This is a genomic window from Hymenobacter seoulensis, from assembly GCF_054780535.1.
The window spans coordinates 949,298-974,479 of record NZ_BAAGWD010000001.1; the positions used below are offsets into that span (position 1 = coordinate 949,298).

General features: G+C 58.7%; 18 protein-coding genes. 12 read left to right on the top strand and 6 right to left on the bottom strand.

Translation table 11 applies throughout. The features are described from left to right. Nucleotides 1-77: 77 nt before the first annotated feature. The gene (gene msrB / locus ACYVHC_RS04130) at nt 78-545 is read right to left on the bottom strand and encodes a peptide-methionine (R)-S-oxide reductase (RefSeq protein WP_460612401.1); all 468 of its coding nucleotides are present in this window, start codon (nt 543-545) and stop codon (nt 78-80) included. Between the two features lie 52 nt (nt 546-597). Here msrB and ACYVHC_RS04135 point away from each other — a divergent pair, with 52 nt between their 5' ends. Beyond that, on the top strand, nt 598-1,023 hold the full coding sequence (locus tag ACYVHC_RS04135) for a SpoIIAA family protein (protein WP_460612402.1): 426 nt from the start codon (nt 598-600) through the stop codon (nt 1,021-1,023). Here ACYVHC_RS04135 and ACYVHC_RS04140 read toward each other — a convergent pair. Beyond that, on the bottom strand, nt 1,020-2,366 hold the full coding sequence (locus ACYVHC_RS04140; protein ID WP_460612403.1) for a leucine-rich repeat-containing protein kinase family protein: 1,347 nt from the start codon (nt 2,364-2,366) through the stop codon (nt 1,020-1,022). The genes ACYVHC_RS04135 and ACYVHC_RS04140 overlap by 4 nt on opposite strands. A 218-nt stretch (nt 2,367-2,584) precedes the next feature. Here ACYVHC_RS04140 and ACYVHC_RS04145 point away from each other — a divergent pair, with 218 nt between their 5' ends. From ACYVHC_RS04145 to ACYVHC_RS04155, 3 genes are read left to right on the top strand one after another with little or no spacing between them, the layout of a single operon-like run. Then, nucleotides 2,585-3,310 (top strand): peptidase associated/transthyretin-like domain-containing protein, encoded by a 726-nt coding sequence (locus ACYVHC_RS04145; RefSeq protein ID WP_460612404.1) that lies wholly within the window; start codon nt 2,585-2,587, stop codon nt 3,308-3,310. Between the two features lie 45 nt (nt 3,311-3,355). Further along, nucleotides 3,356-3,856, top strand: coding sequence for a hypothetical protein (locus ACYVHC_RS04150; RefSeq protein WP_460612405.1), 501 nt, complete (start codon nt 3,356-3,358; stop codon nt 3,854-3,856). 4 nt (nt 3,857-3,860) lie between these two features. Then, the gene (locus tag ACYVHC_RS04155; protein ID WP_460612406.1) at nt 3,861-4,559 is read left to right on the top strand and encodes a pirin family protein; all 699 of its coding nucleotides are present in this window, start codon (nt 3,861-3,863) and stop codon (nt 4,557-4,559) included. Between the two features lie 74 nt (nt 4,560-4,633). On the opposite strand, the gene ACYVHC_RS04160 is transcribed toward ACYVHC_RS04155, so the two are convergent. Further along, the gene (locus ACYVHC_RS04160; protein ID WP_460612407.1) at nt 4,634-6,229 is read right to left on the bottom strand and encodes a protein adenylyltransferase SelO; all 1,596 of its coding nucleotides are present in this window, start codon (nt 6,227-6,229) and stop codon (nt 4,634-4,636) included. A gap of 251 nt (nt 6,230-6,480) precedes the next feature. On the opposite strand from ACYVHC_RS04160, the gene ACYVHC_RS04165 reads away from it, so the two are divergent. From ACYVHC_RS04165 to ACYVHC_RS04180, 4 genes are all read left to right on the top strand, one after another. Then, complete coding sequence (locus tag ACYVHC_RS04165) at nt 6,481-7,911, top strand: RtcB family protein (protein WP_460612408.1); 1,431 nt, start codon at nt 6,481-6,483, stop codon at nt 7,909-7,911. A 329-nt stretch (nt 7,912-8,240) separates the two neighbouring features. Then, nucleotides 8,241-9,098 carry a universal stress protein gene (locus ACYVHC_RS04170; RefSeq protein WP_460612409.1) on the top strand — a complete coding sequence of 286 codons (858 nt, stop codon included), beginning with the start codon at nt 8,241-8,243 and terminating at the stop codon, nt 9,096-9,098. A gap of 285 nt (nt 9,099-9,383) precedes the next feature. Continuing rightward, entirely contained in the window at nt 9,384-10,919 is a 1,536-nt protein-coding gene (locus ACYVHC_RS04175) for a SulP family inorganic anion transporter (RefSeq protein WP_460612410.1), read from the top strand. 232 nt (nt 10,920-11,151) lie between these two features. After that, on the top strand, nt 11,152-11,460 hold the full coding sequence (locus tag ACYVHC_RS04180) for a hypothetical protein (RefSeq protein WP_460612411.1): 309 nt from the start codon (nt 11,152-11,154) through the stop codon (nt 11,458-11,460). 100 nt (nt 11,461-11,560) lie between these two features. Here ACYVHC_RS04180 and ACYVHC_RS04185 read toward each other — a convergent pair whose 3' ends face one another. Next, nucleotides 11,561-13,360 (bottom strand): M61 metallopeptidase family protein, encoded by a 1,800-nt coding sequence (locus ACYVHC_RS04185; protein ID WP_460612412.1) that lies wholly within the window; start codon nt 13,358-13,360, stop codon nt 11,561-11,563. A 197-nt stretch (nt 13,361-13,557) separates the two neighbouring features. Between ACYVHC_RS04185 and ACYVHC_RS04190 the strand changes: the two genes are divergently transcribed. Together ACYVHC_RS04190 and ACYVHC_RS04195 are read left to right on the top strand one after the other, a co-directional pair. Next, nucleotides 13,558-13,812: a hypothetical protein gene (locus ACYVHC_RS04190; protein WP_460612413.1), complete on the top strand. Its 255-nt coding sequence runs from the start codon at nt 13,558-13,560 to the stop codon at nt 13,810-13,812. Nucleotides 13,813-13,987: 175 nt separating this feature from the next. Further along, nucleotides 13,988-16,609 carry a PAS domain-containing sensor histidine kinase gene (locus tag ACYVHC_RS04195; RefSeq protein WP_460612414.1) on the top strand — a complete coding sequence of 874 codons (2,622 nt, stop codon included), beginning with the start codon at nt 13,988-13,990 and terminating at the stop codon, nt 16,607-16,609. 55 nt (nt 16,610-16,664) lie between these two features. On the opposite strand, the gene ACYVHC_RS04200 is transcribed toward ACYVHC_RS04195, so the two are convergent. Together ACYVHC_RS04200 and ACYVHC_RS04205 are read right to left on the bottom strand one after the other, a co-directional pair. After that, nucleotides 16,665-17,015 carry a DUF3140 domain-containing protein gene (locus ACYVHC_RS04200; protein ID WP_460612415.1) on the bottom strand — a complete coding sequence of 117 codons (351 nt, stop codon included), beginning with the start codon at nt 17,013-17,015 and terminating at the stop codon, nt 16,665-16,667. Nucleotides 17,016-17,171: 156 nt separating this feature from the next. Next, nucleotides 17,172-18,203 (bottom strand): chemotaxis protein CheB, encoded by a 1,032-nt coding sequence (locus ACYVHC_RS04205; protein ID WP_460612416.1) that lies wholly within the window; start codon nt 18,201-18,203, stop codon nt 17,172-17,174. Nucleotides 18,204-18,431: 228 nt separating this feature from the next. On the opposite strand from ACYVHC_RS04205, the gene ACYVHC_RS04210 reads away from it, so the two are divergent. Beyond that, nucleotides 18,432-21,470 (top strand): CheR family methyltransferase, encoded by a 3,039-nt coding sequence (locus ACYVHC_RS04210; RefSeq protein WP_460612417.1) that lies wholly within the window; start codon nt 18,432-18,434, stop codon nt 21,468-21,470. A 133-nt stretch (nt 21,471-21,603) separates the two neighbouring features. Beyond that, nucleotides 21,604-24,336 carry a sensor histidine kinase gene (locus ACYVHC_RS04215; protein ID WP_460612418.1) on the top strand — a complete coding sequence of 911 codons (2,733 nt, stop codon included), beginning with the start codon at nt 21,604-21,606 and terminating at the stop codon, nt 24,334-24,336. Nucleotides 24,337-25,182 lie beyond the last annotated feature (846 nt).

The following is a 25,182-nucleotide window of genomic DNA, read 5'->3' on the forward strand; positions in this document are numbered from 1 at the left end:
CTATCGGCAGTTAGAAGGATTCCTGCAGGCCGGTAGTGGCGCCGCACAGGTGGAATGACAATACTGAATGTTTCAGATCAGGGTTTTGCTAGGTCCTCGTTAGGCTCCAACCATACCAGGCTTTCTGAATTAATGCAGTAGCGCACTCCTGCTGGCGCGGGCCCATCGGGGAACACATGCCCAAGGTGCCCGCTACAAACATTGCAAAGCGCTTCTATTCGCTGCATGTGGTGGCTGTCATCAAAGGCATACCGGATAGCGTTTTTAGCAGCCGGCTGCGTGAAGCTCGGCCAGCCGGAAATGGCGTGGTACTTGGTCGCTGAACTGAACAGCGCGCTGCCGCAGCCGGCACAGGCATACAGGCCCGGCTCATACGAGCGGCAGAAAGCGTTGCGGTAGGGCGGCTCGGTGGCTTTCAGGCGCAGCACCTGAAATTGCGCGGGCGTGAGCTTGGTTTGCCATACCGCCTCCGACCATTGCACCCGGAGGGGCGGCTCGGGGTTGCTGTATTTGGCGAAGGTCAGGATGTCAATCCAACGCAGCATTGATAATTTACTCTCGAGGTTGAAATGAAACGCTTATCTTCCAGAACCTGACTTGGATGCTTCCGTCTTTTCGCTGGCCGTACGTATGGAGCAACTCTACGATACCCCTTCCCTTTCTATCTGCTATGACCTCAACAACCACTGGTTGTACGTGGAATGGAAAGGCACGCACGATGCAACCTCAGCCCAGACCGGTGGCGAGCTGATATTACAGTTGCTGGCGCAGCGCCCGTGCCGCAAAATGCTTAACGACAACAGCCAGGTAACCAGCGACTGGGAGGGCGGCGCCCGCTGGGTAGGCGGCAGCTACTACAGCCTACTCGCCGATAAAGGCATGCGCTATGTAGCCTGGGTGTACCCACCGCATTGGTCGGCGCGCAAGTCTATGGATACGGCCATGCAGTTTGTAACGCGCCCCATGGTAGTGCTATTTGATGACGTAGCTTCGGCCTATACGTGGCTGAGCCGGCAGATTTAGCGGCCAGGATCTTCCGCCAGCTCAACCTCGGCAAGTGCCTGCACCACCTCGGTCAGCAAGGGGCGCTCTGCCACCGCCGGCAACAGGCAGCGGCGCTGTAATTCTGCTAGGGTTTGATGGGCGCTCAAGTCCGTGGGTAAGAAGTGGCAGTGGTCCAGCAACTCCTCTAGCAGACAGCCAAAGGCACGCACCTCTAAGCGCTGCAAGGCCTGGGCTGTTTCGGCATCAGCAGGATTGAAAAAACAGGCGGCACCAAAGTCGCTAAGCAGGGCGTGGCCGTGGGCATCGGTGAGGATGTTGTGGGCGTATAGGTCGCCGTGCAGAATGCCCTGGGCGTGCAAGTGCTGGGCGGCGCTGGCAATGCCGCGGGCAATGCGCAGGGCCGTTGCGGGGCTGAACTGAGCCTCCGGCCCGTATACATCGCGCGTACAGGAATTCCAGCTAGGCGGCCCGGCCAGAATACGAAACTCCGGGTCAATGAGCTTGAGCACGAGGCCTTCGGCGCCGGTTGGGTGCCCGGTGAGCTTGCCTTCTACTGTGGTCAGGTGTGGATGGGTGCCGGCACTAATGCAGGCCACCATCTCGCTGTGCGGCAGTCCGTCGCTGGTTACGGCGCCTTTAAACACTTTCACGGCTACGTCCTGCGGCACAGCGGCCGGGGCAATCCACTGAGCGCGGTAGATGTTGCCCGAAGCACCTTCGCCTAGCTGCTGCTGCACCGTTAACTCCTGCCAGTAAATTGCTTGAATAGGATGCTTAGCCAAGGCCGCGGCTTCGGGCGCCTCGCTGAATGGGTTGCCGGCGTAGGCCAGCCACGTGAGGCGCGGCAGGGTAAGCAACCACGCGGGCAACTCCGTGAGGCGGTTGGCGGCAATGCGCAGCAGCTCCAGGTTGGTGCAGGCGGCCAGGGTAGTGGGCAGCTCCCGCAGCTGGTTACCGGCCAGCATCAGCTTCTGCAACCGCGTGCAGTTTCCAATTTCTGGGGGAAGCTCCCGGAGTTGGTTATCGGTGAGAATCAGCCAGCGCAAGTTGGGTGAGAGGGCCGCTGCCGGCAGCGTCTGAATCTGATTGGCTTTGAAGCCCACCATGCTTAGCGCCGGCAGCTGCCCTAGCACGGCGGGCACTTCCGTGAACAAATTATCGGAGCAGAACAGGATGCGCAGCTTCCGCAGCCGGCCCAGGTCATCGGGCAGTGAGGAGAGCTGGTTGCCCGAGAAGTTCAGGATTTCCAGCGTGTCGGCCAGGTCAAAGATTTCGCGCGGAAACTCGGTGAGGCCGGCTGATAGGTCGAGGCGTTGGGTGCCGGCCAGCTCTCCGGCGCGCAGCTGTGCTAGGGTGTGCATGCGGGCAAAGGTCGGGAACGAGGGCCTGATGCGCACCAACCGGACCACCAGCTTCTGCTTTGGCCGCAGAAAACAAGTCAGTTACCACGCGAAAGAAAGTCGGAGTTCGTCGGGAATACCGGCAGGGTTGTCGATTGCAGGCGACCTAGTGCGGCTCAGGTGCCCACCTTCGAGACACAAATTCGCTGCATTACCTCACCTATCCTTCTCACTACCCCATGGAAAGAAAGCACTTCCTTAAAAGCCTGTTGGTAGGCGCCATCTCGACGCCCGCCCTGCTGGCCGCTTGCAGCAAAGACGCCGAAACCGTTGCGCCCGACACCAGCACCGGCGGGGCAACTGGCGGCACAGGCAGCACCAGCAATTGTGCCGTAGCTCCCACCGAAACCCAAGGGCCCTTCCCAACCAAAGTGCCGGCCTCTTATGTGCGCAGTGACATCACGGATGGCCGTTCGGGCTATAAACTGACGGCTACCATCACGATTACGAACAGCAATGCAGGCTGCGCGGCACTGGCCGGCGCCCTGGTAGATATCTGGCACTGCGACGCGCAAGGCAACTACTCCGAGTACGGTGGCTCAGGCATGCAGTCAACTAATTACCAGGCGGTGCACTTTCTGCGCGGCCGCCAAACCACCAACGCCAACGGGCAGGTCACGTTTACCTCCATTTTTCCGGGTTGGTATTCGGGCCGCGCCACCCACATTCATGTGCATATCTATTCAGCAAGTGGCACCTCGCTTAAAGTAACCCAGATTGCGTTTCCGGAAGGCACCGGCTCGGCAGTGGCGGCTGTGAACGGCTACACCAAAGGCATGAGCGGCTACACTTCCAATGCCAACGACAACGTGTTCAGCGACGGGGTTTCGCAAGAGCTGGCTACCGTAACGGGCAGCACCACGGCCGGTTTTGAGCTTTCCATTGCCTTTGCCGTGGCCGCCTAGCCCTCTTTTGGCCCCCAACCTCCCGCCTAAATTTCCTTTTGCATTATGGCCGACCGCCGCATCACGTTGTGCTATCGAAAAATTATGGATGCCAGCTCCGCTCAGCCCTGGGATAAGCTGGTGTTCGAGGATACGTACGCGGAGTTTCGCCTGCAGGCACAGTACTTCAATCAGGAGCGGCGGTTTCGGACGTTTGGGGAGCTAGTGCAGCACGCGCCCGGCGCCGGGCAGCTACATTTTCTGGTGAGTGCGGCCGTACGCGGGTACTTGCAGCAGCTGGGCGGCCTGGTGCCGGAAGTGCTCAACAACCTGGGCCGGCACTTCCTGCCGTTCAGCCAGTTTCAATTTGAAATCATCAACTCCGACCTACTCGATAAAGCCCGGCACCAGGTAGCCATCAACTTCTACTCGGAACCGCTCGTGTGGCACGACACCATCGGGACGTACCTGTTGGTTTCGGCGCCGCAAGAGCCTAGCGCTGAAACCCTGACGCACCTGATTCAGCTGCAGCCTTACCTGTCTATCCACTCCTTGCAACCTGCCTAGTACCATGATGCGGCACACACCCGGCAAGATGTACTTGGCCGAGCAACGGGGGCTAGCAGAATCGGCACAGCACCGGCGCTACAGCACCTTTAGCTTCGGTAGCTTTCAGCATGAGCACAAGGGCGCATTCGGTGGCCTTTTTGGGCTGAATGAAGAAACACTGGCCACCTCGCACAGCCTGGAATTGGTGGCCGAGCAGGCTTCTCATCTGCTGGTTATCCCCATCACCGGTGGCGTGAAAGTGACGGCCTCGCCCGGCTACGCCGCCTTGGTGCACGTGGAGGAAATCCAGCTCCTGACGCTGCCGGCCCAAAGCACCGTACAGTTCACCAACCCTTATGATACAGAGCTGATCAGCTTTCTGCATCTTTGGCTAACCGCCGAACCCGAAGCCTCCTTCTCCGACCACATATACACCTTCGAGGCGCCGGAAATAGCTAACACGCTCACGGAAGTGGTGGCTGCCGAGGTGGGGTCGGCCTTGCCCTTCTCACTAAGCCTAGGCCGGTTTGCCGGCCGGCACGAGGCCATTCATACGCTTCGAGGCGCCAACCGGCAGCTCTTTGTATTTGTATTGGCCGGGGCCTTTGAGGTAGCAGGCCGGTTGCTACATGAAAAAGACGGCCTGGCGCTGTGGGAAACGAGCGAAATAGAGCTGGAAGCCCTCAGTGAAAATGCCCTAGTGCTGGTGCTAGATATGTAACTGCTAGCCCCTGTAAACACAGAAAGCCCCGACAATTGCCAGGGCTTTCTGTGTTTACTAAATCAAAGCTGGGCTTACGAGCTGCACGAGAGCGTGGCGGAACCTGGTTTTTCGCGGGCCCAGTCAGGGCGCTTGGCGGCCAGGTCATCATGCTCGGGCTGCTCCGCGAACGGGGTTTTAAGCACTTCCATCAGGCGGTTAAGCAAGGATAGGTCGCCGGTTTCGGCGGCTTCAATGGCTTGCTGGGCCAGGTAGTTGCGCAGCACATACTTGGGGTTGCCTTGCAGCATGCTTTCCCGAATGGCTTCCGGGCTAGCTTGCTCTTGCCGCAGGCGTTGCAGGTAGCGTTGCAGCCACGCCAGCAAGGCTTGCTCTTCGGCGGGAGCCATGGAGTACGCCGCATCTTGTAGCAGTAGGCGCAAGGCAGCATCCTCGGTTTCCGGGGCCGTCAGTACAGCTGGGGCCGTGTGAGACAACTGGCGGAAGAATCGCGTCATATCCACTTCCGAAGCGGCTAATACTTCGTGCAAGTCATCGAAGAGGGTTTGGTCCTCGGTGCGGGCTAGGGAGGTAAGGCCCAGCTTGCGCAGCATCATGTCGTGGCGCGTGTTTTCCAGGGTTTGGATGTACACATCAAGGGCCGGATTCAATTGCTGCACGTCCTCTACCAGCGGCGAAATGGCCTGCCCCAACTGCATCAGGTTCCAGAGTGCTACCCGCGGCTGCTGCCCGAAGGCGTAGCGCCGCCCGCCAAAGTCGGTGGTGTTGGGCGTCCAGTCGGGGTCGTAGGGCTCCAGCCAGCCGTAGGGGCCGTAGTCGATGGTGAGGCCCAGGATGGACATGTTATCGGTGTTCATCACGCCGTGCACAAAGCCCACCGACATCCAGTGCGCAATCATGACGGCCGTACGGCGGCACACTTCCTCAAACCAGCGCACATACACCGCCGGCGAGGGCTCGCCCAGCTCGGAATAGTGGCGCCGAATGACGTAGTCGGCGAGGGCGCGTAGGTTGTCCATCTCGCCGTGGGCCAGCATAATCTGGAAGTTGCCGAACCGAATGAAGGTAGGCGCCACGCGGGCCACAATAGCACCGGGCTCGGGGCGGGCGTTGCCATTGTAAAACATGTCGCGCACTACCTGGTCGCCGGTAGCTACCAGGCTGAGGGCGCGGGTGGTGGGCACGCCGAGGTAGTACATGGCCTCGGAGCACAGAAACTCCCGCACCGAGGAGCGCAGCACCGCCCGGCCATCGGCGCGGCGAGAGTACGGTGTGGGGCCGGCGCCTTTCAGTTGCACTTCCCAGATGGTGTTATCAGTAGCTGTCAGCTCACCCAGCGAAATGGCGCGGCCGTCGCCGAGCTGCCCGGCCCAGTTACCAAACTGGTGGCCGCCGTAGCGGGCCGCAAAGGGCTTCATGCTGGAGGTCACGAGGTTGCCCGCTAGCGCATCTACGGCCGGGCCGCGCTCGGGTGGGCGCACTAGGCCAAGGTAAGCCGCCAGGTCCTCGGACCAGGCCAGCAACCGTGGGTCTTGCACGGGAGTGGGCGTTACGCGGGAGTAGGTGTAGCCGGGCACTTGCCGGGGGCGGTTGTCGCCGGAGTCTTCGCCGCGCAGCTCTTCCACAAAGGAATTCTGAAACGTGGCTTTATCTAGTTCGAGTGGGTTCATGGACATAAGAGGGCTAGGAAATTTTCTTCCCAGAGAGGTATAAAGCAACAACGCGCGGAGTAGTTCCCCAGTGAGAGCCACGCGGCCTGCAAGTTCGCCAACGCGAAACCACGGGCCATGTTTCGGACGAGCTAGCATGGGTTGAGCCCTAACGGCGGGCTAGCAGGAAGGCGGCTCTTGGTTCAAGCTCAACCATAACCTAGTACGCCATCTGCCCGCTACAACCTGGTACCACCCTTCTCTCCTACACTATGGCAACCAACAAACTGCGCGGCAACGACCTGCGCAAAATAGGCTACCCCGAAGGCCGCGCCACCACGCTGGCGCTTGATATTCTGGAAGACCGGCAGCTAAAAAAAATGGACAAAGGCAGCGCCCTAGCTCTACTTCAAAAAATCAAGGAAGACCCCTATGCCTACCTCCGCGACTCTTTGTGGCGGGAACTGGCCAAGGAATTCGTGCCCGACCCTAAGCGCGACGTAGGCCTCAACCCTGAGATAAAGGACTACCGCCGCTACGGCGAAGCCTTTATTGAGGATGGCGCCCGCAAGCAGATGGACACCGCTATGAAGCTACCCGTTACGCTTGATGGGGCCCTGATGCCCGATGCCCACCAAGGCTACGGCCTGCCTATTGGCGGGGTGCTGGCCGTGGATAACGCCGTGATTCCGTACGGCGTGGGCATGGATATTGGCTGCCGCATGGCGCTGTCGGTATTCCCCTTACCCCCGCACTACTTGGAGCAGCGCACTCAGGAACTCAAGAAGCTGCTGCACAACCATACCCGTTTTGGCGGCAAAGAAGTGTTCAAGAATCCCACCGACGACCCGATTCTGGACCGGCCGGAGTTCAAGGAAATTGCCGTGGTGCGGGGCAAGCGTGAAGCTGCTATCAACCAGCTCGGGTCCTCGGGCTCCGGCAACCACTTTGTGGAGTGGGGCATTGTAGATATTACTAGCCCTGATAATGAGCTGGACGTGCCCGTGGGGCAGTACCTGGGTTTGTTGTCGCATAGCGGCTCGCGGGGGCTGGGCGCCGCCATTGCCCAGCACTACACCAAGGTGGCCATGAGCAAGTGCCCGCTGCCGCCCGAAGCGCGCTACCTCGCCTGGCTCGACCTCGACACCCAGGAAGGCCAGGAGTACTGGCGCGCCATGAACCTGGCCGGCGACTACGCCTCGGCCTGCCACCGCGACATTCACCGCCGCCTTAGCCAGGCCCTGGGTGAGAAGCCGCTGGCAAAAGTGGAAAACCACCACAACTTTGCCTGGAAAGAAACCCTGCCCGATGGCCGCGAAGCCATTGTGCACCGCAAGGGCGCAACGCCCGCTGGCAAAGGGGTACTCGGCGTCATTCCGGGATCCATGACGGCGCCCGGATTTATTGTACGGGGCCGCGGCGAGCGAGACTCCATCCAATCGGCCTCGCACGGCGCGGGCCGCCGTATGTCGCGCACGGAGGCCAAGAAAAACCTTTCTGAAGGCGATGTACGCCGCCACCTCCGCGACCATGGTATTGAGCTCATTGGGGGCGGACTAGACGAGGCCCCGATGGCCTACAAAGACATTCACCAAGTTATGGCCCACCAGCAAGATCTGGTAGATGTACTAGGGTCCTTCCTGCCCCGCATCGTGCGCATGGATGCCGGCGGCGGGGGCAAAAGCCGCTACGGCGGCGAATAGCTGCTTTTCAGGTAGGCTGCTCTGAAAAAGACTTTGTGAGCAGTTCCCCACCAATGCCCGGGTCCGAAGTGATGTTATGCTTTGGGTCTGGGCATTGGTGGGTTTAGCCCAAGCTTGCTGTACTAGCTCTTGTACAGCAGCAAACCCCAGATAAACGCCTACACTCCTTCATAACTCTCTGGCTACCTGCATGAACATATCCTTGACACCGTAAAATATAGCTGGCTCTTTCCTTGACACCAGACAAAATTATATTTAAATTATGCAGTATATACAGCTCGTCTGTACCTAGCCTGCTCTCTTGTTCTCCCTACCCTTCCGCTACTCCCATGAAAAATATCCTGGTCCCCACCGATTTTTCTGCCGAAGCGCACAACGCCTTTGAAGTAGCCATGCAGCTGGCGCACCGGACGGCCGGGCGGGTTACGCTTCTGCACGTAGTGGAGCTGCCCGAAACTGCCCGGTTTGCCTCCACCGGGGGGCTAGCGGGCGGCGGCGGCCTCAACAATGTATTCACCCTGAAAATGCTGCAGGTAGTAAAGCACCGCATGCACGAGCTGATAGATGAAGCGCACCACTTGGCCCCCGGGGTAAAAGTGCAGGAGTTGGTGCACACCACGCATACTACAGAGTTCGAGTCGGCGGTACTGGACACGATTCAGGAGCTGGATATCGATTTGGTGGTGATGGGCGCTCAGAAGCACAATTCCTGGCAGGAGTATTTCCTGGGCACTGATACCGAGCATATTGTGCGACGCGCACCCTGCCCCGTGCTCACGGTAAAACATCCGGCGCCGCATTTCGAGGTTCGGCACATTGTGTTTGCCTCGGATTTCTCGCCTGAAGCCGATAGCGCCATTCCTAGCCTGCGGCAGCTGCAGGAGATATTCCCCGACGCCCTGCTGCACCTACTGGACGTGGTGCCCTCCGCCGACCGCCACGAAGCCGCCCTGGAAAGCATTCACTCCTTTGCGCAGCGGCACCAGCTCAAGCGCTACGAACCCGATGTATTTGATGCGCCCCGCGCCACCACTGGCATTCCGCGCTTTGCGGAGCAGGCCCACGCCGACTTAGTGGTGATGCTGACGCATGGCCGCACGGGGCTTAGCCACTTGCTGCAGGGTAGTGTTTCGGAAAGTGTAGCCCTGAACGCGGCGCAGCCGGTACTTACCTTCCACGCCCACTAGGCCTGCTAAAACCGCTTGCCTCACTTGGTACCTAACGGCCGGAGCCTCTCCCCTCTGCCGAACAGGTACTAGGTGGGGCTTTTTTATGAACCGGTTTTAAGTCGATACCACCCTAGTAGTTCCGCCCGACGCTTGCCGCCATCTATCTTTGCGGCTGCACATGTCAGCTTATTCTTTGCATTTCTTGCCGCTCACACCACCCTGAGCGCTGGCTGGCTTGCCCTGCGCCGCCGCTTCCTAGCCGGGAGCGTGCGGCTTTTCTTTTGTCTTGTCTTGCCCTTCCGTATGCCCACGTTCCTGCCTTATCTGGCACAGTATAAGGTCAATCCTAAAAACGAAATCCTGGCCGGCCTCACAACGGCCTTAGCCCTAGTACCCGAGGTGGTGGCCTTTGCCTTGCTGGCGCATATCAGCCCATTGGTGGGCATTGGCTCGGCCTTTATCATTTGCCTGCTTACCAGCTTGCTGGGCGGACGGCCGGGCATGATTTCCGGAGCCGCCGGCTCAGTGGCGGTAGTGATTGTGAGCCTAGTAGCGCAGCACGGCGCGGAGTACCTGTTTGCCGCCGTAGCCCTGATGGGCCTGATTCAGATTGGCGTGGGCGTGCTGCGGTTTGGCAAGTTTATCAGGCTAGTGCCGCAGCCCGTGGTGTTTGGCTTTGTGAACGGGCTGGCCATAATCATTTTCATGGCTCAGCTAGAGCAGTTTAAAACGCATGATGCGGCCGGCGCCGAGCACTGGCTTACGGGCACCCCGTTGCTGCTCATGCTGGGCCTAGTAGCCCTTACCATGGCTATTGTGTATTTTCTGCCCAAGCTCACGAAGGCTGTGCCGGCCTCCCTCACGGCCATTATTGTGGTGTCGGCTCTCGTACTTTTGGGCGGGCTGGAAACCAAGTCAGTGGGTGATATTGCGTCCATTGCGGGCGGCTTGCCCCAGTTTCATCTGCCCCTGGTGCCACTAACCTGGGAAACGCTGCGCATCATTTTTCCTTATTCCATCATCATGGCGCTGGTGGGACTTACGGAAAGTCTGCTGACGCTAACGGTGGTGGATGAAATAACCGACACGCGCGGCCGCGGCAACCAAGATTGCGTAGCGCAAGGCGTGGCCAATATCGTATCGGGCTTTTGCGGCGGCATGGGCGGCTGCGCCATGATTGGGCAAACCATGGTAAACCTGGAGTCGAGAGGGCGAGGTCGGCTCTCGGGGGTAGTGGCGGCCGTGGCGCTGGCGTTGTTTGTGGTGGTGGGCTCTTCGCTAATTGAGCGGCTGCCGCTGGCGGCGCTGGTGGGCGTCATGTTTATGGTGGTGATTGGCACCTTCGAGTGGGCCAGCCTCCGGATTCTGCGCCGCATGCCGCTCACCGATGTGCTCGTGATGGTGCTGGTTACCCTCGTGACGGCCGTTTCCCAGAACCTGGCCTTGGCCGTATTGCTGGGGGTAGTGATTTCGGCGCTGGCTTTTGCCTGGGAAAACGCCAAACGCATCCGGGCCCGCAAGTACCTGGATGAGGCCGGCGTGAAATACTATGAAATCTACGGCCCGCTTTTCTTTGGCTCGGTGCAGGCCTTCACCGATAAGTTCGAGGTTGCCACCGATCCGGCTGAGGTAGTAATTGACTTTCGCGAAAGCCGGGTGGCCGATATGTCAGGCATCGAGGCCCTACACAAACTCACGGAGCGCTACCACAAGGCCGGCAAAACGCTGCACCTGCGCCACCTCAGCCCCGATTGCCGCCAGCTGCTACGCAATGCCGACGCCCTCATTGAAGTTAATATTGTGGAAGACCCGCTGTATGTGGTGGCCGCTGAGCAGTAGCCGGGGTTGGGCTCTCTGAAGGACCTAGGGGTATGGGTGGCACTACCTAGTGGGTTGCGGCATTGCCCCCGTGCGCTCGGTTCAGCTTCCGTATTTCACGCACCCAAAATCAGTTTTATTTCGCCGCTAACTACCTAGCAGTTAACAACTTTATTATGCTAACTTGATTGTTATGAAGCCGCCACGATGTAAGCAGGCTTGGGCGGCATTTTTCTCCTAACAATCAACCCCAATGCGTACCCAGTCCACAATTCGTCCTTCGGTAGCGTTGCAGCTCCACGAGGTTCCGGCCGGCCGGCGCCTGGATTTTGATACGCCGCGCGGCTTGTTTGCCTACCTCTACCGGCGTTATGGCCAGCAACCCTGGCAATGCATTGCCCGCAACGCCTGCAGTCCCCACATCGACCACACTCCCCTGCCATCGTACACCATCCCCGAATACGTCGTCTGCTACTGTGATGCCGCCGGCGACATTAAGGCGGCTACCCGCATTGCCTCAGCCGCCTTTTCTGAAGTGCCTGGCCGCTCCGCACTGACCTAGCTTCTGTGCCCCTAGGCCCCTACGCAAAAAGCCCCGGCAACTCTTGCCGGGGCTTTTTGATTTCAGGCGGTTTAAGCCCTAGCGCTACCTAGGCAGCAGCTTACAGGTTTTTAAGCCACACCTCCCGCAGGGCCAGTTGGGCTGGCGTAGCGGCAGCGTCCTGCGTAAACACGTAGCGCTTCACCTCCTCAGTGCTGCCCAGCTTTACGCGCACGGTTTGCTCTTGCCCGTTACGGCTGATGGTGATAGGCAGCTCAGAGCCCGGCTGACGGCTAGAAACGCGGCGCAGGGCCGTAAAGTCGTTGCGCACGCCATCCACTGCCACTAGCTGGTCGCCAACCTGAATACCGGCCGCTTGCGTTGGCCCGCCTACTTTGGTGAAGTACACACTGGTTTCGCGGGGCGCGAGGCCTAGTGGCCCTAGCGTGGCAACCTGCTTGCCCGTGTGCTGAATGGGCTCGTAACGGATACCCACTTTGGCGTAGTACTCCTGTAAGGGCAGCGGCTCCGCATTCTGGATGTAGCGCTTAAAGAAGTCCCCGATTTCGGGGTAGGTCATTTTGGTGAAATCCTGGAAGAAATTCTTCTCACTGATGGGCTTGCTAGGGCCATATTGCTTGGCAAGCTCTACCAGCACGTCGCGCAGGCCGCGCTTGCCACCGCTTAGCTCCAGGAGGCGTAGGTCCAGGAGGCCGGCCGTGAGAGCGCCACGCTGGTAGATGTTGCCGTACTGCTGCTGGCCTTCGTCGCTGAAGGAGTTCAGGCCCAGGCGGCTCAGGCTGTAGGTGGTATCGGTGCGGGTGCGGTCGTACTGCACTTTGTCGTGCAGCATGCCCAGGTAATCATCCAGGGGTACCAAGCCGCCGCGCAGCTGCATCATGTGCGAGGCCCACTCCGTGGTGCCTTCATACAGCCAGAGGTGCTCCGAGCCCGTGGGCTCCACAAAATTGAAGCGCTCAATTACCTCAGAGTGGATGTTGAGCGGCGTCATCACGTGGAAAAACTCGTGGGCGGCAATATCCACTACCCCCTGCGCCGACTCCGGCGTAAGCGGCGTTTCGCGCAGCACATACTCGGAGCTATAGGAGTGTTCCCAAGCTCCTGCCGAGCGGTCGGCGAAGTGGTACAGGAAGGCGTAGCGCTGCACGGGCAGTTGGCCCCCAAAAAAGCTTTGGGCAGCGCTCAGCATTTTCTGCATGTAGCCCAGCAGCGGCTCGGCCTGCACCTTGTCGGTGGCGGAGTAGCAGTACAGGGCCACATCGGCGTTGCCTAGCTTGGTGCTTGCCTCCGTCAGGCGGCCTAGTAAAATCGGCGAGTCAACGGCGTGGTCGTAGTTCTTGAGGTTGTAGTAGCCGTCTTTATCAGTTACCAGCACCGAGCCCGCTTTCCAGCCGCTGGGGTACTCCAGCTTCAGGCGCAGGGGCTTATCCTGCATGCCCTGGGGGTAGCCCAACAAGGTTTGCCCGTTGAGCAGGGCGTGGTCGGTTTCCAGCGAAGAGCCGCACATACGGTAGATGTTGTGCTCCTTTACTTCCGTATCCCAGGTTTCGGCAATGGTGTACCGGATTTCGCGGGTTTTCTCGGGCTTGCTCAACTGCCACTGGTTCGTGGAAATTTGCTTGGCTTCCAGCGGTTTGCCTTTGTCGTCGAAGGCTTGGAAGTTGCTCACGAAGCGGCCCATGTCCATTACCTGGTAGGTGCCGGGCGCGGTAGCTGCAAACTGATACACGGCCTGGTTTTTCTTGAGCTTGGGCAGCTGCAGCTTCACCTGAAAGGCGTTGCTGTTGGTGGCCGGGTCCATGCTCACGGTGTAGGTCAGCTCACGCGGGGCCTTGGCCAGTACCGGGGCCGCCAGGGCCAGAAGCGCGGCCACAGCGGCCGGGCGGAAAAAAGAAGTCATTCGGGAGGGAAGCATGAAAAGTGAGGATGGGCTACTGACGCGCAAAGCAAAGGCCGGTTGCGCCGGAAAGCACGAAGCTACAGGATTGCCTGGCAACCGCCCTAGAGCCGACTCAACATAACTTCGCTCGCCCATTAGAGTACATAGAAGTGGGCTTGGCCCTGGTTTCGCTTTCCACCCCTATCATTACTCATGCCATGCACAGCACCCCTCCCGATTCGAACCCTACCCAACTGATCCGGTACCGGTTACAGATTTCGCCCCTATCCAGCCAGGAAAACATTGGCCAGGCTCGGCAGGTACTCACTGGCCTGGGCCTAGTGGTTGACCTGCTGGAAGCCGGCGAGGCGGAAGTAGCCGTGGCGACCACCGACCCCGGCAAAGAAGCTATTGTTAAGGCACTTACCGCCGCCGGATTTACCGTGGCGGACATCACCGCCGAAAGCAGCTAGGCGCTTAGGTTACTAGCCTCGTCGCATTACGTAAGCGCCCCTCCAGCCTCGTGCTGGCAGGGACCAGGCAGGCTACAACACAACATTTAAAGTACAAGAGCAGTATTTGGTACTTAAGTTGTGCTCAGAGCCACCTTTAGTGAGTTGATCTTCTGGCTTTTTGCTGCGTGTTATTGTGCCTGAACCCACTCCTGCTTCTGCCTTTAGTATCCCGGATGCAGAGGATATTTTCGCGGCGAACGACCTGTTACAAGGCATTCTGGATATTTCCCTCACCGGAATAGCCCTCTATCATCCGCTGTATGCAGCGGCTGGTACCAGCGAGATTGTGGACTTCCGGATTGTGCACCTCAACCCGAAAGCTCAGCAGATGCTGCAGTTGCCGGCCCAGCCGGCCCAAACCTATCTGGAGCTGTTTCCGCACACCCAGCCTACCGGCGTTTTCGAGTTTCACTGCCAAGCCTTCCGCTCGGGTAAGCCGGAGTATTATCAGATTAACTACCAAGGCGACAACCTAGATAACTACTTTCATTTGGCCGCACGGCGCGTGGGCGAAGGGCTGGTAGTGAGCTTTACCGATACGGCCGAGCAGACGCGCACCTCCGTGGAGCTGGCCCTGCGCGAAAGCCAGCGCCGCGAAAAAGCGGCCCGCGCCGAAGCCGAAGCGCAGCGCAACCGCCTGCACCACCTGTTTATGCAGGCCCCGGCCATGATTACCATTTTCGAGGGCCCGGAGCACGTTTTCACGCTTGTTAATCCGCTGTATCAGCAGCTGGTGGGTACCCGGCCGTTGCTAGGCAAGCCCATTCGAGAAGCCATGCCTGAGCTGGCCGGCCAGCCTATATTTGAGCTGCTGGATGAGGTGTACCGCACCGGCGAAACGTACTTCGCTACCGAAATGCTGGTACAGCTCGACCACAACAACTCCGGGGTGCAGGAGCTGGAAAAGCGGTACTACAACTTTATTTACCAGGCAACGCGCAATCTGGACGGTGCCATTGACGGCATTCTGGTATTTGCCTACGAGGTAACCGTGCAGGTATTGTCCCGGCGCCGCGTAGAGGAAAGTGAGCAGCAACTGGCCGCTACCAACGAGGAGCTGGCGGCTGCTAATGAGGAGCTACTATCGGCCAACTCCGAAATTCTGAACAACAACGTTGAGCTTGAAAACCGGGTAGCAGCCCGCACCAAGGAAAGCCTGGCGGCCCACGCCGAGGCCGAGCGGCAACGGGCCCGGCTAGAGCGGTTTTTCATGCAGGCACCGGCGGCCATTTGCGTGCTCGATGGTCCGAACTTCGTGTTTGAACTGGTAAACCCGGGCTACCAGCAGCTGTTTCCGGGGCGGCGGCTGGCGGGGTTGCCTACTTTGGAAGCGCTGCCCGAGCTGAAAGACCAGGCCATATACCGGAACCTGCGCCACGTGTACGAAACGGGCGAAACCCACGAAGATCAAGCTCTACTTGTGCCGGTAGCACGCTACGAAGAGGGCCCTATTGAAGAGCTGTATTTCAACTACATCATTCAGGCCCGCTATGATGAGCAGGAGCGGATTGATGGGGTGCTGGTGTTTGCCTACGAGGTAACCGACTTGGTGCTGGCGCGCCGGCAGGTGGAGCAGCGCGAAATGGAGTTCCGCACGCTCACCAATGCCATTTCCAACCAAGTCTGGACGGCCAGCTCTACCGGTGAAGTAGAGTACCATAACGAGCAGTGGATCTCGTTCACGGGCAGCCAACCAGAACAAGGTATTGGCACGGGCTGGATGGACTTCTTTCATCCGCAGGATTTGCCCACTATGCGTCGGCTCTGGAACGTGTCTCTGCAAACCGGGCAGCCTTACCAAGTGGAAGCCCGCCTACGCCGCACCGATGGCCGGTACCGCTGGTTTCTGGTACGGGCCCTACCCCTGCGCGATGAGCAAGGCACCCCGCTGAAGTGGTTTGGCACCAACACCGATATTCATCAGCAGAAAGAGTTGACGGAGGCCTTGCAGCTAGCAAGCCAGAAGCTGGCCACCTCCAACAAGGAGCTACGCCTAGCCAACGACAAAGCCCAAGCCGCCAATGCCCAGTTGGGCCTTACCAACGAGCACCTGACGCGCATCAACCAAGACCTGGACAATTTTGTGTACACAGCCTCGCACGATTTGCAGCAGCCGGTGCACAATATGGCCGGCGTGTTCGAGGAGCTCAAGCGCACCGCTACCTTCCACGACCCCGATGCGGAGCGGTTGATGACCATGTTTGAGGAGGCGTTGCACCAGATTCAGGGCACCATTCAGGGGCTGGCGCAGGTAGTACAGGCCGAGCGCCAGAATCAGGAATTCCCCATTGAAGCCGTTGATTTACAAAAGCTCACCGAAAGCATTATCCAGAGCATCGGCACCCAGGCTACGGAGCGAAAAGCTGAGTTTAAGCTTGATTTTCAGGTAGTACCCGCCTTGTTATTTGCCCGCCTCAATCTGCAAAGCATTCTGTACAACCTAATCAGCAATGCCCTCAAGTATTGCCACCCCGATCGGCCACCGGTAGTGAGCGTAACCACCCGCCTTACTGCGGCTGGCAGCCCCTTGCTGCTGGTGCAGGATAATGGCCTAGGCCTGGATTTAAGCCGATTCGGGCCTGACCTGTTCCAGATGTTCCGGCGCTTCCACGACCATGTGCCCGGTTCTGGCCTTGGCCTTTACCTCGTAAACCGCATTGTCCAGCAGGCTGGCGGCCACATTGAGGTGAGCAGCACTCTGGGCAGCGGCACCACTTTCCGGATTCATTTGCCGGCTGCCTTGCTGCCCAGCTAGGGTACTAGGGCCCTGGCTGTCATCAACCGGTTTCGGCTCTGCAACGACCTAGTACCTACCGGTCTTTCATGGGGTCGTGGCCCCAGTTCATAAGCGAATAGCGCCAGCGCGACGTTTCCACGTCAGATTTGTCGTGCGGACCTTGGGCCAGGTGGCGGCTGATGTAGCTGTGTACTTTGTGCATGTGCTGCTCGTCGGCCTCCGTGAAATCGGCTTTCTTCTTGCGCAGAATCCGCACAATCTCCTCGCCTGAGTGGTGCCCAATGCTGGTACCGTCGCCGCTGTCCTGCCCCACTGCCTTAGAATCGGGAGTTTTCAGCCACTTTTCCAGCTCAGCAGTAGTCATATTAACATCGCGCTTGAAGTCGGCGTAGATGTCATCGGAAGCGGTGCGTTTGGTTGCCATTGGCGGAAAGGTAAGGGCTAGGAAAAGGCAGCGCGCCACAAGGGCGCCATTTGCTTCTCAACGGTAACCTTCCCTGCACGGTTGCTTGCCAAGCCGCTTTGGCTAGCTGCACCATCCCGCCAATTGGGCGGTTGGCGCCAGCAACCCACCTAGTCTTCAGGATACTGTCCCGCGCATACCATCAGTCCGGTTCAGGTTCTCGTATTTCTGGCCGTTCACCAGGAACTCGCGCAGGCGGTTGATGTGCTTCTTTACTTCCTCCAGCTTTTCTTCCTGCTGCACGCTCCAGTAGCCTTCGCCGCGCACTGCCATGCTGGTTAGCCGGATTTTGCGCTCTTCCATCATGCGCAGCGCCACCCACAAGGTTTCCTCCAATGACTGCTGCGACTCTTTCAGCAGGCTATCTGCCGTAAAGGAGTGGCCGGTATGGCAGCGGTAGCGCAGCATTTTGCCTTGGTTCAGCTCCCAGAGCGCTCCGCCGCAATCAGGGCAGGTAAGCGGAATCTGGTGCCCGATTTTGGTTACTTCCTCCGTAGTTCCCATAACACGCTCGGCAATTGAGGCTTCAATTATCAAATCCTGCGGTATCGATACGGCACCTTGCTCAGCTACCGGCCTTGTCACCAACTCAGCCAGCAAACTTCCCATTGAGTCCAGGGGTTCTACGAAGTCAACGGCTACTCCGCGCAGCGCAGTTTCCGGCATGCTCGGGAACTCGGCATCGGCAGGGTCTTGCACCACGGCCGTACCTCCGCAGCGCTTAATAAACTCAAGCCCGGCAGTGCCATCGTGCAGCATACCCGTCAGGACCACTCCTATGGCGTTGGGGCCGTAGGCAACGGCGGCGGACCGGAACAAGGCATCGGCGGCCGGGCGATAATTGTTCTCGCGCGGACCTTTCGTAACCAGCAGATGGTTGTCTTTGATGAGCAAGTGCCGGTCAGGAGGGCCTAAGTACAGATGCCCGGCCTTAATGTGCACGTGGTGCCTAGCCAGCTGGCACGGCATAGAGGTATGAAAATTAAGCCGGTTCACCAGCGGTTCGCCGGTAGAGTCGGGCGAGAGGTGCTGTACAACCAACACCGCTGCGGGCAAGGAGGCATCAAGCTGAGCTACTAACCGCGTCAGGGCTGGCATGCCGCCCGCCGAGGTTCCAATGACAATTAGGAAAGAAGGAGTGCCGGACACAAAAAACAGAGCTAGAGAGAATGAAAAACTACGCTGAAGCCGGGGTCTGGAAGTCAGCTATATACTACGTGTATTCGCCCGCTGAGGCTTCGGCTGAGCTTCTATTTCCACGGAAAAAATGCCTACTTACCAAAGTCCGACCAGTAAATAGATAGCTTTGACCTAAGGCTGCCCCCCTTCTTTGGTCAGCTACCCGAAGCATGCTCGTCGGGCCGAATTTCTTTGCACATGAACTCAGATGCTCCCCAGAGCCCGGCTGAAGACGGGCTGCTTGCTACTAGCTCCGTTGAGGAGGCGAACCCGGCGCCAGCCGGCGCTTTAGCCAAACCCAAAGCGGTACCGCTTGCCATTGATAAATTTCCGATTGTAGCGCTGGGTGGCTCGGCGGGTGGCATTGAGGCACTGGAGCGGTTTTTCAAACATCTGCCGGCTACCAACGGAATGGCTTTTGTGGTAGTGATGCATCTGCTGCCAACTGCCAACGGCCACTTGCCAGAGGTACTGCAGCGCTTTACTGCTATGCCCGTGGAGGAGGTACAGGAAGGAACCCGCCCGGTGCCCAACCATGTGTACGTCATTCCGCCGAACTACGACCTGAGCCTGCTCCAGGGCCGATTTGTGCTGCTGACTCCCACGGAGCCGCAAGGGCACCACTTGCCCATCGACTTCTTTCTGCAAACGCTGGCCAAAGATGTCCGCGACCGGGCCATCTGCATCATTTTTTCGGGGTTGGGCTCTGATGGCACCCTAGGCCTGAAGCTCATCATGGAAAACTACGGCATGGTGATGGTGCAGGACCCCGAAACGGCGGCCTTCGACTCCATGCCGCGCTCGGCCATGGCCACGGAGTTCGTAGACTTTGTACTGCCTCCTGAACTGATGCCAGCTAAGCTGCTGGAGTACGCCGAGAGTCCGCTGCACCTGCGCCCTGCCCGCAACCTAGCAGACGGTACCATGCCCGCTCAGGCCCTTCAAAAGATATTCTTGCTCATTCGGGCGCAAACCGGCCACGACTTCAGTTTTTATAAACGCAACACCGTGTTTCGGCGCATTGAGCGCCGCATGGCATCGCACCAAATCAAGGAGTTTTCGCACTACGTGCGCTTTCTGCAGGAAAGCCCCCAGGAGGTAGAGCACCTGTTTAAGGAGCTGCTGATTGGCGTAACCAAGTTTTTCCGCGACCCGGAAGCCTTCGACAGCCTGAAGCGCCACCTGCTGCCCATGCTGCGCGAAAAGGAAACCGGCAGCACCATTCGGGTGTGGGCGCCCGGCTGCTCTACCGGCGAAGAGGCCTACTCCTTGGTCATGACCTTGCAAGAGTGCCTGGATGAGCTGGCGGCCAACCGCTACCTAAAAATTCAGCTGTTTGCCTCCGACATTTCGCCCGAAGGAGTTGAGTTTGCCCGCCAAGGCTCCTACCCCGAAAACATTGCGGCCGATGTAAGCCCCGAACGGCTGCAGCGCTTTTTCACGAAGCAGGAAGGACGCTACCAAATTCGGAAGGATGTGCGCGACATGGTGGTGTTTGCCCTGCACAACATCCATAAGGATGCGCCTTTCACGAAGCTGGACTTACTCACCTGCCGCAACCTGCTTATCTACCTGAGTGCTGAGCTGCAGCGCAATTTGCTGCCGGTATTTCACTATGCCCTTAACCCTGGCGGCATCTTGTTCCTTGGCCCCAGCGAAAACATAACCGGCTTCCAGGACTTGTTTCAGCCCTTGGACTTGAAGTGGAAGATTTCGCGCCGCTCCGACTCCGCTACGCCTTTGCCCAGGCTGGCCAATTTTCCATCTTCTCTGGCCCGGCACCCCAGCTTGCCCTCGGCCCCTAGTGCGCTTATGTCATCATCCGTATCAAGCCGCCCCGAGGGCGGTGCATTCGCCGCGTTAGTGCAGAAGACGTTGTTGCGCGCGTATGCCCCACCGGCCGTGGTTATCAACAGCAAAGGCGAAATACTGTACGTAAATGGGCGTACAGGCAAGTATCTGGAGCCGGCGCCTGGCCTCAGCGGCATGAACCTCTTCGATATGGCCCGCGAAGAGCTCACCTTTGAGCTGGGCGAAGCCGTGCACCGCGCCACTGAAACCCGCCAGGATGTAATGGTGGAGAATGTGCGGCTGAAAACGGAAAGCGGCCAGCAGCTGGTGCGCCTCTCTGTAAAGTTTCTGGATGAGCCCAATGCCCTTTCCAGCCTCCTGATGGTGGTCTTCGAGGACCAGCCTACCCCCCGCCGGCTGCGCAAGGCCGCAGGCAGCCGCTACACCCCCGACCTGAGCCGCGACGAGGTGGTAGCCGCCCTGGAGAAAGAGCTGCACTACACCAAGTACCGCCTGCAAACCTCCCTGGAAGAAATGGAAAGCTCTCTGGAGGAAATGAAGAGCATCAACGAGGAGCTGCAATCAGCCAACGAGGAGCTGCAAAGCACCAATGAGGAGGCCATGACCAACAAGGAGGAAATGCAGAGCCTTAATGAGGAGCTGATGACCATGAACATGCAGTACCTCTCCAAAACGGAGGAGCTCTCGGAAACGGCCAACGACATGAAAAACCTGTTGGACGCCACCGAAATTGCCATCATTTTTCTCGACAATGACATGGCCATTAAGCGGTTTACGCCGCCCGTAGAGCGCATCATTCACCTCATGCCCACCGATGTGGGCCGCCCCTTGCTGCACTTTGCCTCCAACCTGCGCTACGAGCATTTGCTGCGCGATGTACGCCAGGTGCTGGACCGCCTCACGAGCATTTCTACCAATATTCAGACGACGAGCGGCGAGTGGTACACCATGCGCATTCTGCCCTACCGCACCCTCGATAACTACATCAGTGGCGCCGTCATTACGTTTACAGATGTAACAGGGCTTAAGAAGCTGGAAGCCCAATTGCAGGAAGCGGCTCGCTCGGCGGAAAGCATAGTGGAAACCGTGCGCGAGCCCCTGCTCGCCCTTGATCGGGAGCTGCGCGTGCTTACCGTTAGCAAGGCCTTTGCCGATACATTTCAGGTAGCGCCAGAGAAAGTGCAGGGCCAGCCCTTTACCTCGCTGTGCAACGGCGCCTGGGATACGCCAGCGCTACGGCAGCAGCTAACCGACCTGCTCAACCCAGCCTCCGAAACCACCCGTATTGAGAAGCTGACCATAGAGGCCACCTTCCCTAACCTGGGGCGCCGGCGGGTGCTGCTGTACGGGCGCGCCATTCTGCGCGGCGGCCACCAAACCGACCGGGTGCTACTAGGCATCGAATCGGTGGAAACCCTCCCTTAGCCTGGCCGGCATTACGCTCACTTTCTGCCCTAGTAGCCGAAGCTGACCGATTGATGTGTAACGCCGTACCTACGCTAGCGTAGCATCCTTATGTACTAGCCTAGCCCTTACTCCTTCTCCACCTTCCACCGCTATGTCTGAACTCGAACCCGGGTTATACCACCAGCATCAGCCCCTGGACTTGCAGGCCGCCTTGCGCGACCTGCGAAACCGGGCCGAGCGACGCCAGTTGGTTACCCATAGCCTGCCACCCGATGCCTCGCCGGATATTCAGCGGCTAGTGCAGGACTTGCAGGTGCATCAGATTGAGCTGGAAATGCAGTATGAGGAGCTGCTGCTAGCCCAGTCGGAAGCCCAAGCCGCCAGTACCCAGTACATGGAGCTCTACGACTTTGCACCGGTAGGGTACTGCACCATTGGCCCCGATGGCACCCTTCTGCAGCTCAACCTGCGCACCAGTCAGCTATTCGGGATGGTACGCCAACAGCTGCTGGGCCGCCGTCTGGCCGTGTTTGTGGCCCCAAACAAGCGTAACGCCTTTGCTGATTTTCTGGCCACCATTCTGGAGCGGCAAGAGCGCCAGATGCTAGCCACCGAAATGCACCGCGAGGATGGCACAACGTTTTACGCCCGGCTGGAAGGTAGCGCTGCCACCAACCGGGAGGGCCAGCAGGTGTGCAACCTTGCCCTGATTGATATAACGGAGCAGTACCAGGCACGCCGGGAGCTGGAAATGAGTGAGCGGCGCTTCCGGTTGCTGTTCAACCAAAACCAGGATGGCATGCTGCTCATGCGCGACAACCGGTTTGTAGATTGCAATGGCGCAGTGCTGCGGATGCTGGGCATTTATGACCGCAGCCAGCTGCTCGGTCAGCACGCATCGGCGTTTTCGCCAGAGCGGCAGCCCAATGGCCGGCTTTCCTTTACCCAGGCCCAGCAGTACTGGGATGAGGCCATCCGGAACGGGCATTGCCGCTTTGAGTGGTGCCGCAACCGGAGCTCCGGGGAGCAGTTCTGGGAAGACGTGCTGCTGACCGCCATTCCGGAAACTGATGGTTTTTTGGTGCACGCCGCCTGGCGCGACATCACCCAGGAAAAGGAAGCGGCTAGGCGCATTCAGGAAAGCGAAGAACGGCTCCAGATGGCCTTAGCAGCTTCTGAAACCGGTGTCTGGACGATAGAATACGCCACGAGTACGGTGTATTGGGATGCCCGCAGTCGAACTATTTTTGGCCACCCAGAGGGGCCCAATCCGGCGCCGTATGAGCTATTGCAGGCTGCCTATCACCCCGATGACGCCGCCGACGTTACCATGGCCCTGCAGCAGTCGGCTGACGACCACCTGCCCCTCGACCTGAAGTACCGCATTCTGTGGCCCGATGGCTCGGTGCGCTACATCTCGGCTTTTGGCAAGGTAGAGACCGGCCCGGGCGGGGAAGCGCAGCGTTTTGTGGGGCTGATGCGCGACATCACGGCCCGCCGGAAGGATGAAGAAGAGCTGCACTACAAAAACCGATTGCTGGAGCACATTCTGGCCAACCTGCCCGTTATTCTTTCGCGTTTCACTACCCAAGGCAAGTACCTGGAAATGGCCGGCAAGGGCCTGCGCCGTATTGGCCTGCCCGATAATGCCGTGGTAGGGAAAAACATTTTTGAGGTGTTCCCTACCATTGCGGACCCCATTCGGCATCTGCTCTCCGGCCAGCAAATTTCCTTTCTGGATGAGCAGGTGTACAACGGAGAACGGGTATCGTTCCAGAAATACGGGTTCTTTGACACGCAGCGCCAGCAGGGCGTTATCTTCTCGATTGATGTAACGGAAGCTGAGCAGCGCCGGGCCCAGCTGGAGGTAGAAAAGGAATTCACGAAAAGCCTGCTCAACAGCACCATTGATGCCGTAGCGGCCTTCGACACCAACCTCCGGACTACGGCCTGGAACACTACCGTAGCCGATATCCTTAGCCGCACCGAAGCCGATGCCCTCGGCCGTCCGTTTGCGGAAGTGCTGCCCGGCATAGCCGACGACCCCAAGGCCATGGAGCTGTTGCAGCTGGCCCTGCAGGGGCAAGCCACGGAGTACCCCAACTGGCCCGGCCGCCACCGGCCCATGATCATGGACCTAAACTTTGTGCCCCTGTACACACAGGGCGCCCTGAGCGGTGTGCTGCTGATGGCCCGGGACGTAACAGAGCGCAATGCCCTGCAAGCCCAGGCCACCAGCCTGAAGCTGCGGCGGCAGCAAGAAGTACTTTCAGCCATTCTGACCACGCAGGAAGAAGAGCGCCGCCGCATTGCGGAAGGTTTGCACAACGGCGTCGGGCAGCTGCTGTACGCCACCAGCCTCCACCTCGACAGCCTGCCCCCTTCCGAGGAAGCAAAAACCAGCAAAAAGTTGCTCAAGGAAGCTATTCAGGCCACCCGGAAAATCTCCTTTGAGCTGACGCCCAGCATTCTGGAGGACTTTGGCTTGAGCTCGGCGCTACAGGAGCTGGTAAAACGGATACCGCCGCAGGTTTTGGCTACTACCCTGAGCATGCCGGGCCTGCGCGAGCGTCTAAGTCCGGCCATGGAAACGGTGGTATACCGGGCCGTGCAGGAGCTGCTCAACAACGTGATGAAGCACGCTAAAGCCCACAAAGTTAACATCAGGATAACCCGCTCCGATGACACGCTGAAGGTGCAGGTAAAGGACGATGGAATTGGGTTTGACCCCGATACCACCAACCGCCAAAGCCAAGGACACGGCATTGGGCTGGCCGGCATCCGTACGCGCGTACATCTGCTGGGCGGCACCATTGAGGTTACGTCGCGCCCCGGCAAAGGAACCGCTATTCTGCTCACATTTCCGGTAGCAGAAAAGGTATAGCCACTAGGCTTCTGAAAGGCGCAAACCCACCGGTACCCAATTCGGGCCATCAGGTGGGTTTGCGCCTTTCTGAGGCCTAGTAGCTGCAGGTGTTGTGCTGCTGGATGAAAGCTGCTGGCCACGTTCCAGAGTTCCGGCAACTGGCTGGCCTGGAGGCAGGAAATGGAAGGAGGGCAACTACCGTTCTGGCACTTAGAGCATAGCCAAGGCCTAGTACCCACGCCAGTTGGCCAGCACCGAGGGCAGCAGAACAGGCGAAACTGCAGGAGCTATGCCCTATTGCTTTATCCTCTTCATTATCCTGGGTTGGCGTAGGGCTGTGCACGATTTTATACTACCTCATCGTGAACCTGTTAGTTACTTATCTAACAGTGCATTACACAATCAACTCAGTATAAATAGCCAGAAATAATAAGGTAAATCAGTAGAAGCTGGGCCATAAATCAGTAGAAATACCGGATCCTAAGAAACGGGCTTTGCGTTTAAGCACCAGTTAGTTAGCTACCAGCAACTAATTTTTCTCTCGCTCCTGTACCACCTGCTATGCTAACACTGGCTACTTCTCCTTTACACCTACTTCTAGTACCTACTGGCCGTCGCTTGGATTTTGCGCTGGTTCCGGGTTGCTCCGCTTCCATTTACCGTCGTTGCCAGCGTCAGGGCTGGGAATGTGTGGCGCAGGATGCCCGTAGCCCGTTCCTAGATCAGGAACGGCTCCCAACGGATGCGGCCCCAGAGTACATGGTGCGCTTCCGCAACTGCCAAGACCTGTCCACGATTTCATCTCGGGTTGTACAGGCTCATCCGATGGGACTGCCGGCCGGCCCGAATTGGGTAACCTTGCAT

Coding starts and splice junctions, on each gene's coding strand:
- msrB (WP_460612401.1), bottom strand. CDS start 545: ATGCTGCGTTGGATTGACATCCTGACCTTCGCCAAATACAGCAACCCC.
- ACYVHC_RS04140 (WP_460612403.1), bottom strand. CDS start 2,366: ATGCACACCCTAGCACAGCTGCGCGCCGGAGAGCTGGCCGGCACCCAA.
- ACYVHC_RS04145 (WP_460612404.1), top strand. CDS start 2,585: ATGGAAAGAAAGCACTTCCTTAAAAGCCTGTTGGTAGGCGCCATCTCG.
- ACYVHC_RS04150 (WP_460612405.1), top strand. CDS start 3,356: ATGGCCGACCGCCGCATCACGTTGTGCTATCGAAAAATTATGGATGCC.
- ACYVHC_RS04155 (WP_460612406.1), top strand. CDS start 3,861: ATGATGCGGCACACACCCGGCAAGATGTACTTGGCCGAGCAACGGGGG.
- ACYVHC_RS04160 (WP_460612407.1), bottom strand. CDS start 6,229: ATGAACCCACTCGAACTAGATAAAGCCACGTTTCAGAATTCCTTTGTG.
- ACYVHC_RS04165 (WP_460612408.1), top strand. CDS start 6,481: ATGGCAACCAACAAACTGCGCGGCAACGACCTGCGCAAAATAGGCTAC.
- ACYVHC_RS04170 (WP_460612409.1), top strand. CDS start 8,241: ATGAAAAATATCCTGGTCCCCACCGATTTTTCTGCCGAAGCGCACAAC.
- ACYVHC_RS04175 (WP_460612410.1), top strand. CDS start 9,384: ATGCCCACGTTCCTGCCTTATCTGGCACAGTATAAGGTCAATCCTAAA.
- ACYVHC_RS04180 (WP_460612411.1), top strand. CDS start 11,152: ATGCGTACCCAGTCCACAATTCGTCCTTCGGTAGCGTTGCAGCTCCAC.
- ACYVHC_RS04185 (WP_460612412.1), bottom strand. CDS start 13,360: ATGACTTCTTTTTTCCGCCCGGCCGCTGTGGCCGCGCTTCTGGCCCTG.
- ACYVHC_RS04190 (WP_460612413.1), top strand. CDS start 13,558: ATGCACAGCACCCCTCCCGATTCGAACCCTACCCAACTGATCCGGTAC.
- ACYVHC_RS04200 (WP_460612415.1), bottom strand. CDS start 17,015: ATGGCAACCAAACGCACCGCTTCCGATGACATCTACGCCGACTTCAAG.
- ACYVHC_RS04210 (WP_460612417.1), top strand. CDS start 18,432: ATGAACTCAGATGCTCCCCAGAGCCCGGCTGAAGACGGGCTGCTTGCT.
- ACYVHC_RS04215 (WP_460612418.1), top strand. CDS start 21,604: ATGTCTGAACTCGAACCCGGGTTATACCACCAGCATCAGCCCCTGGAC.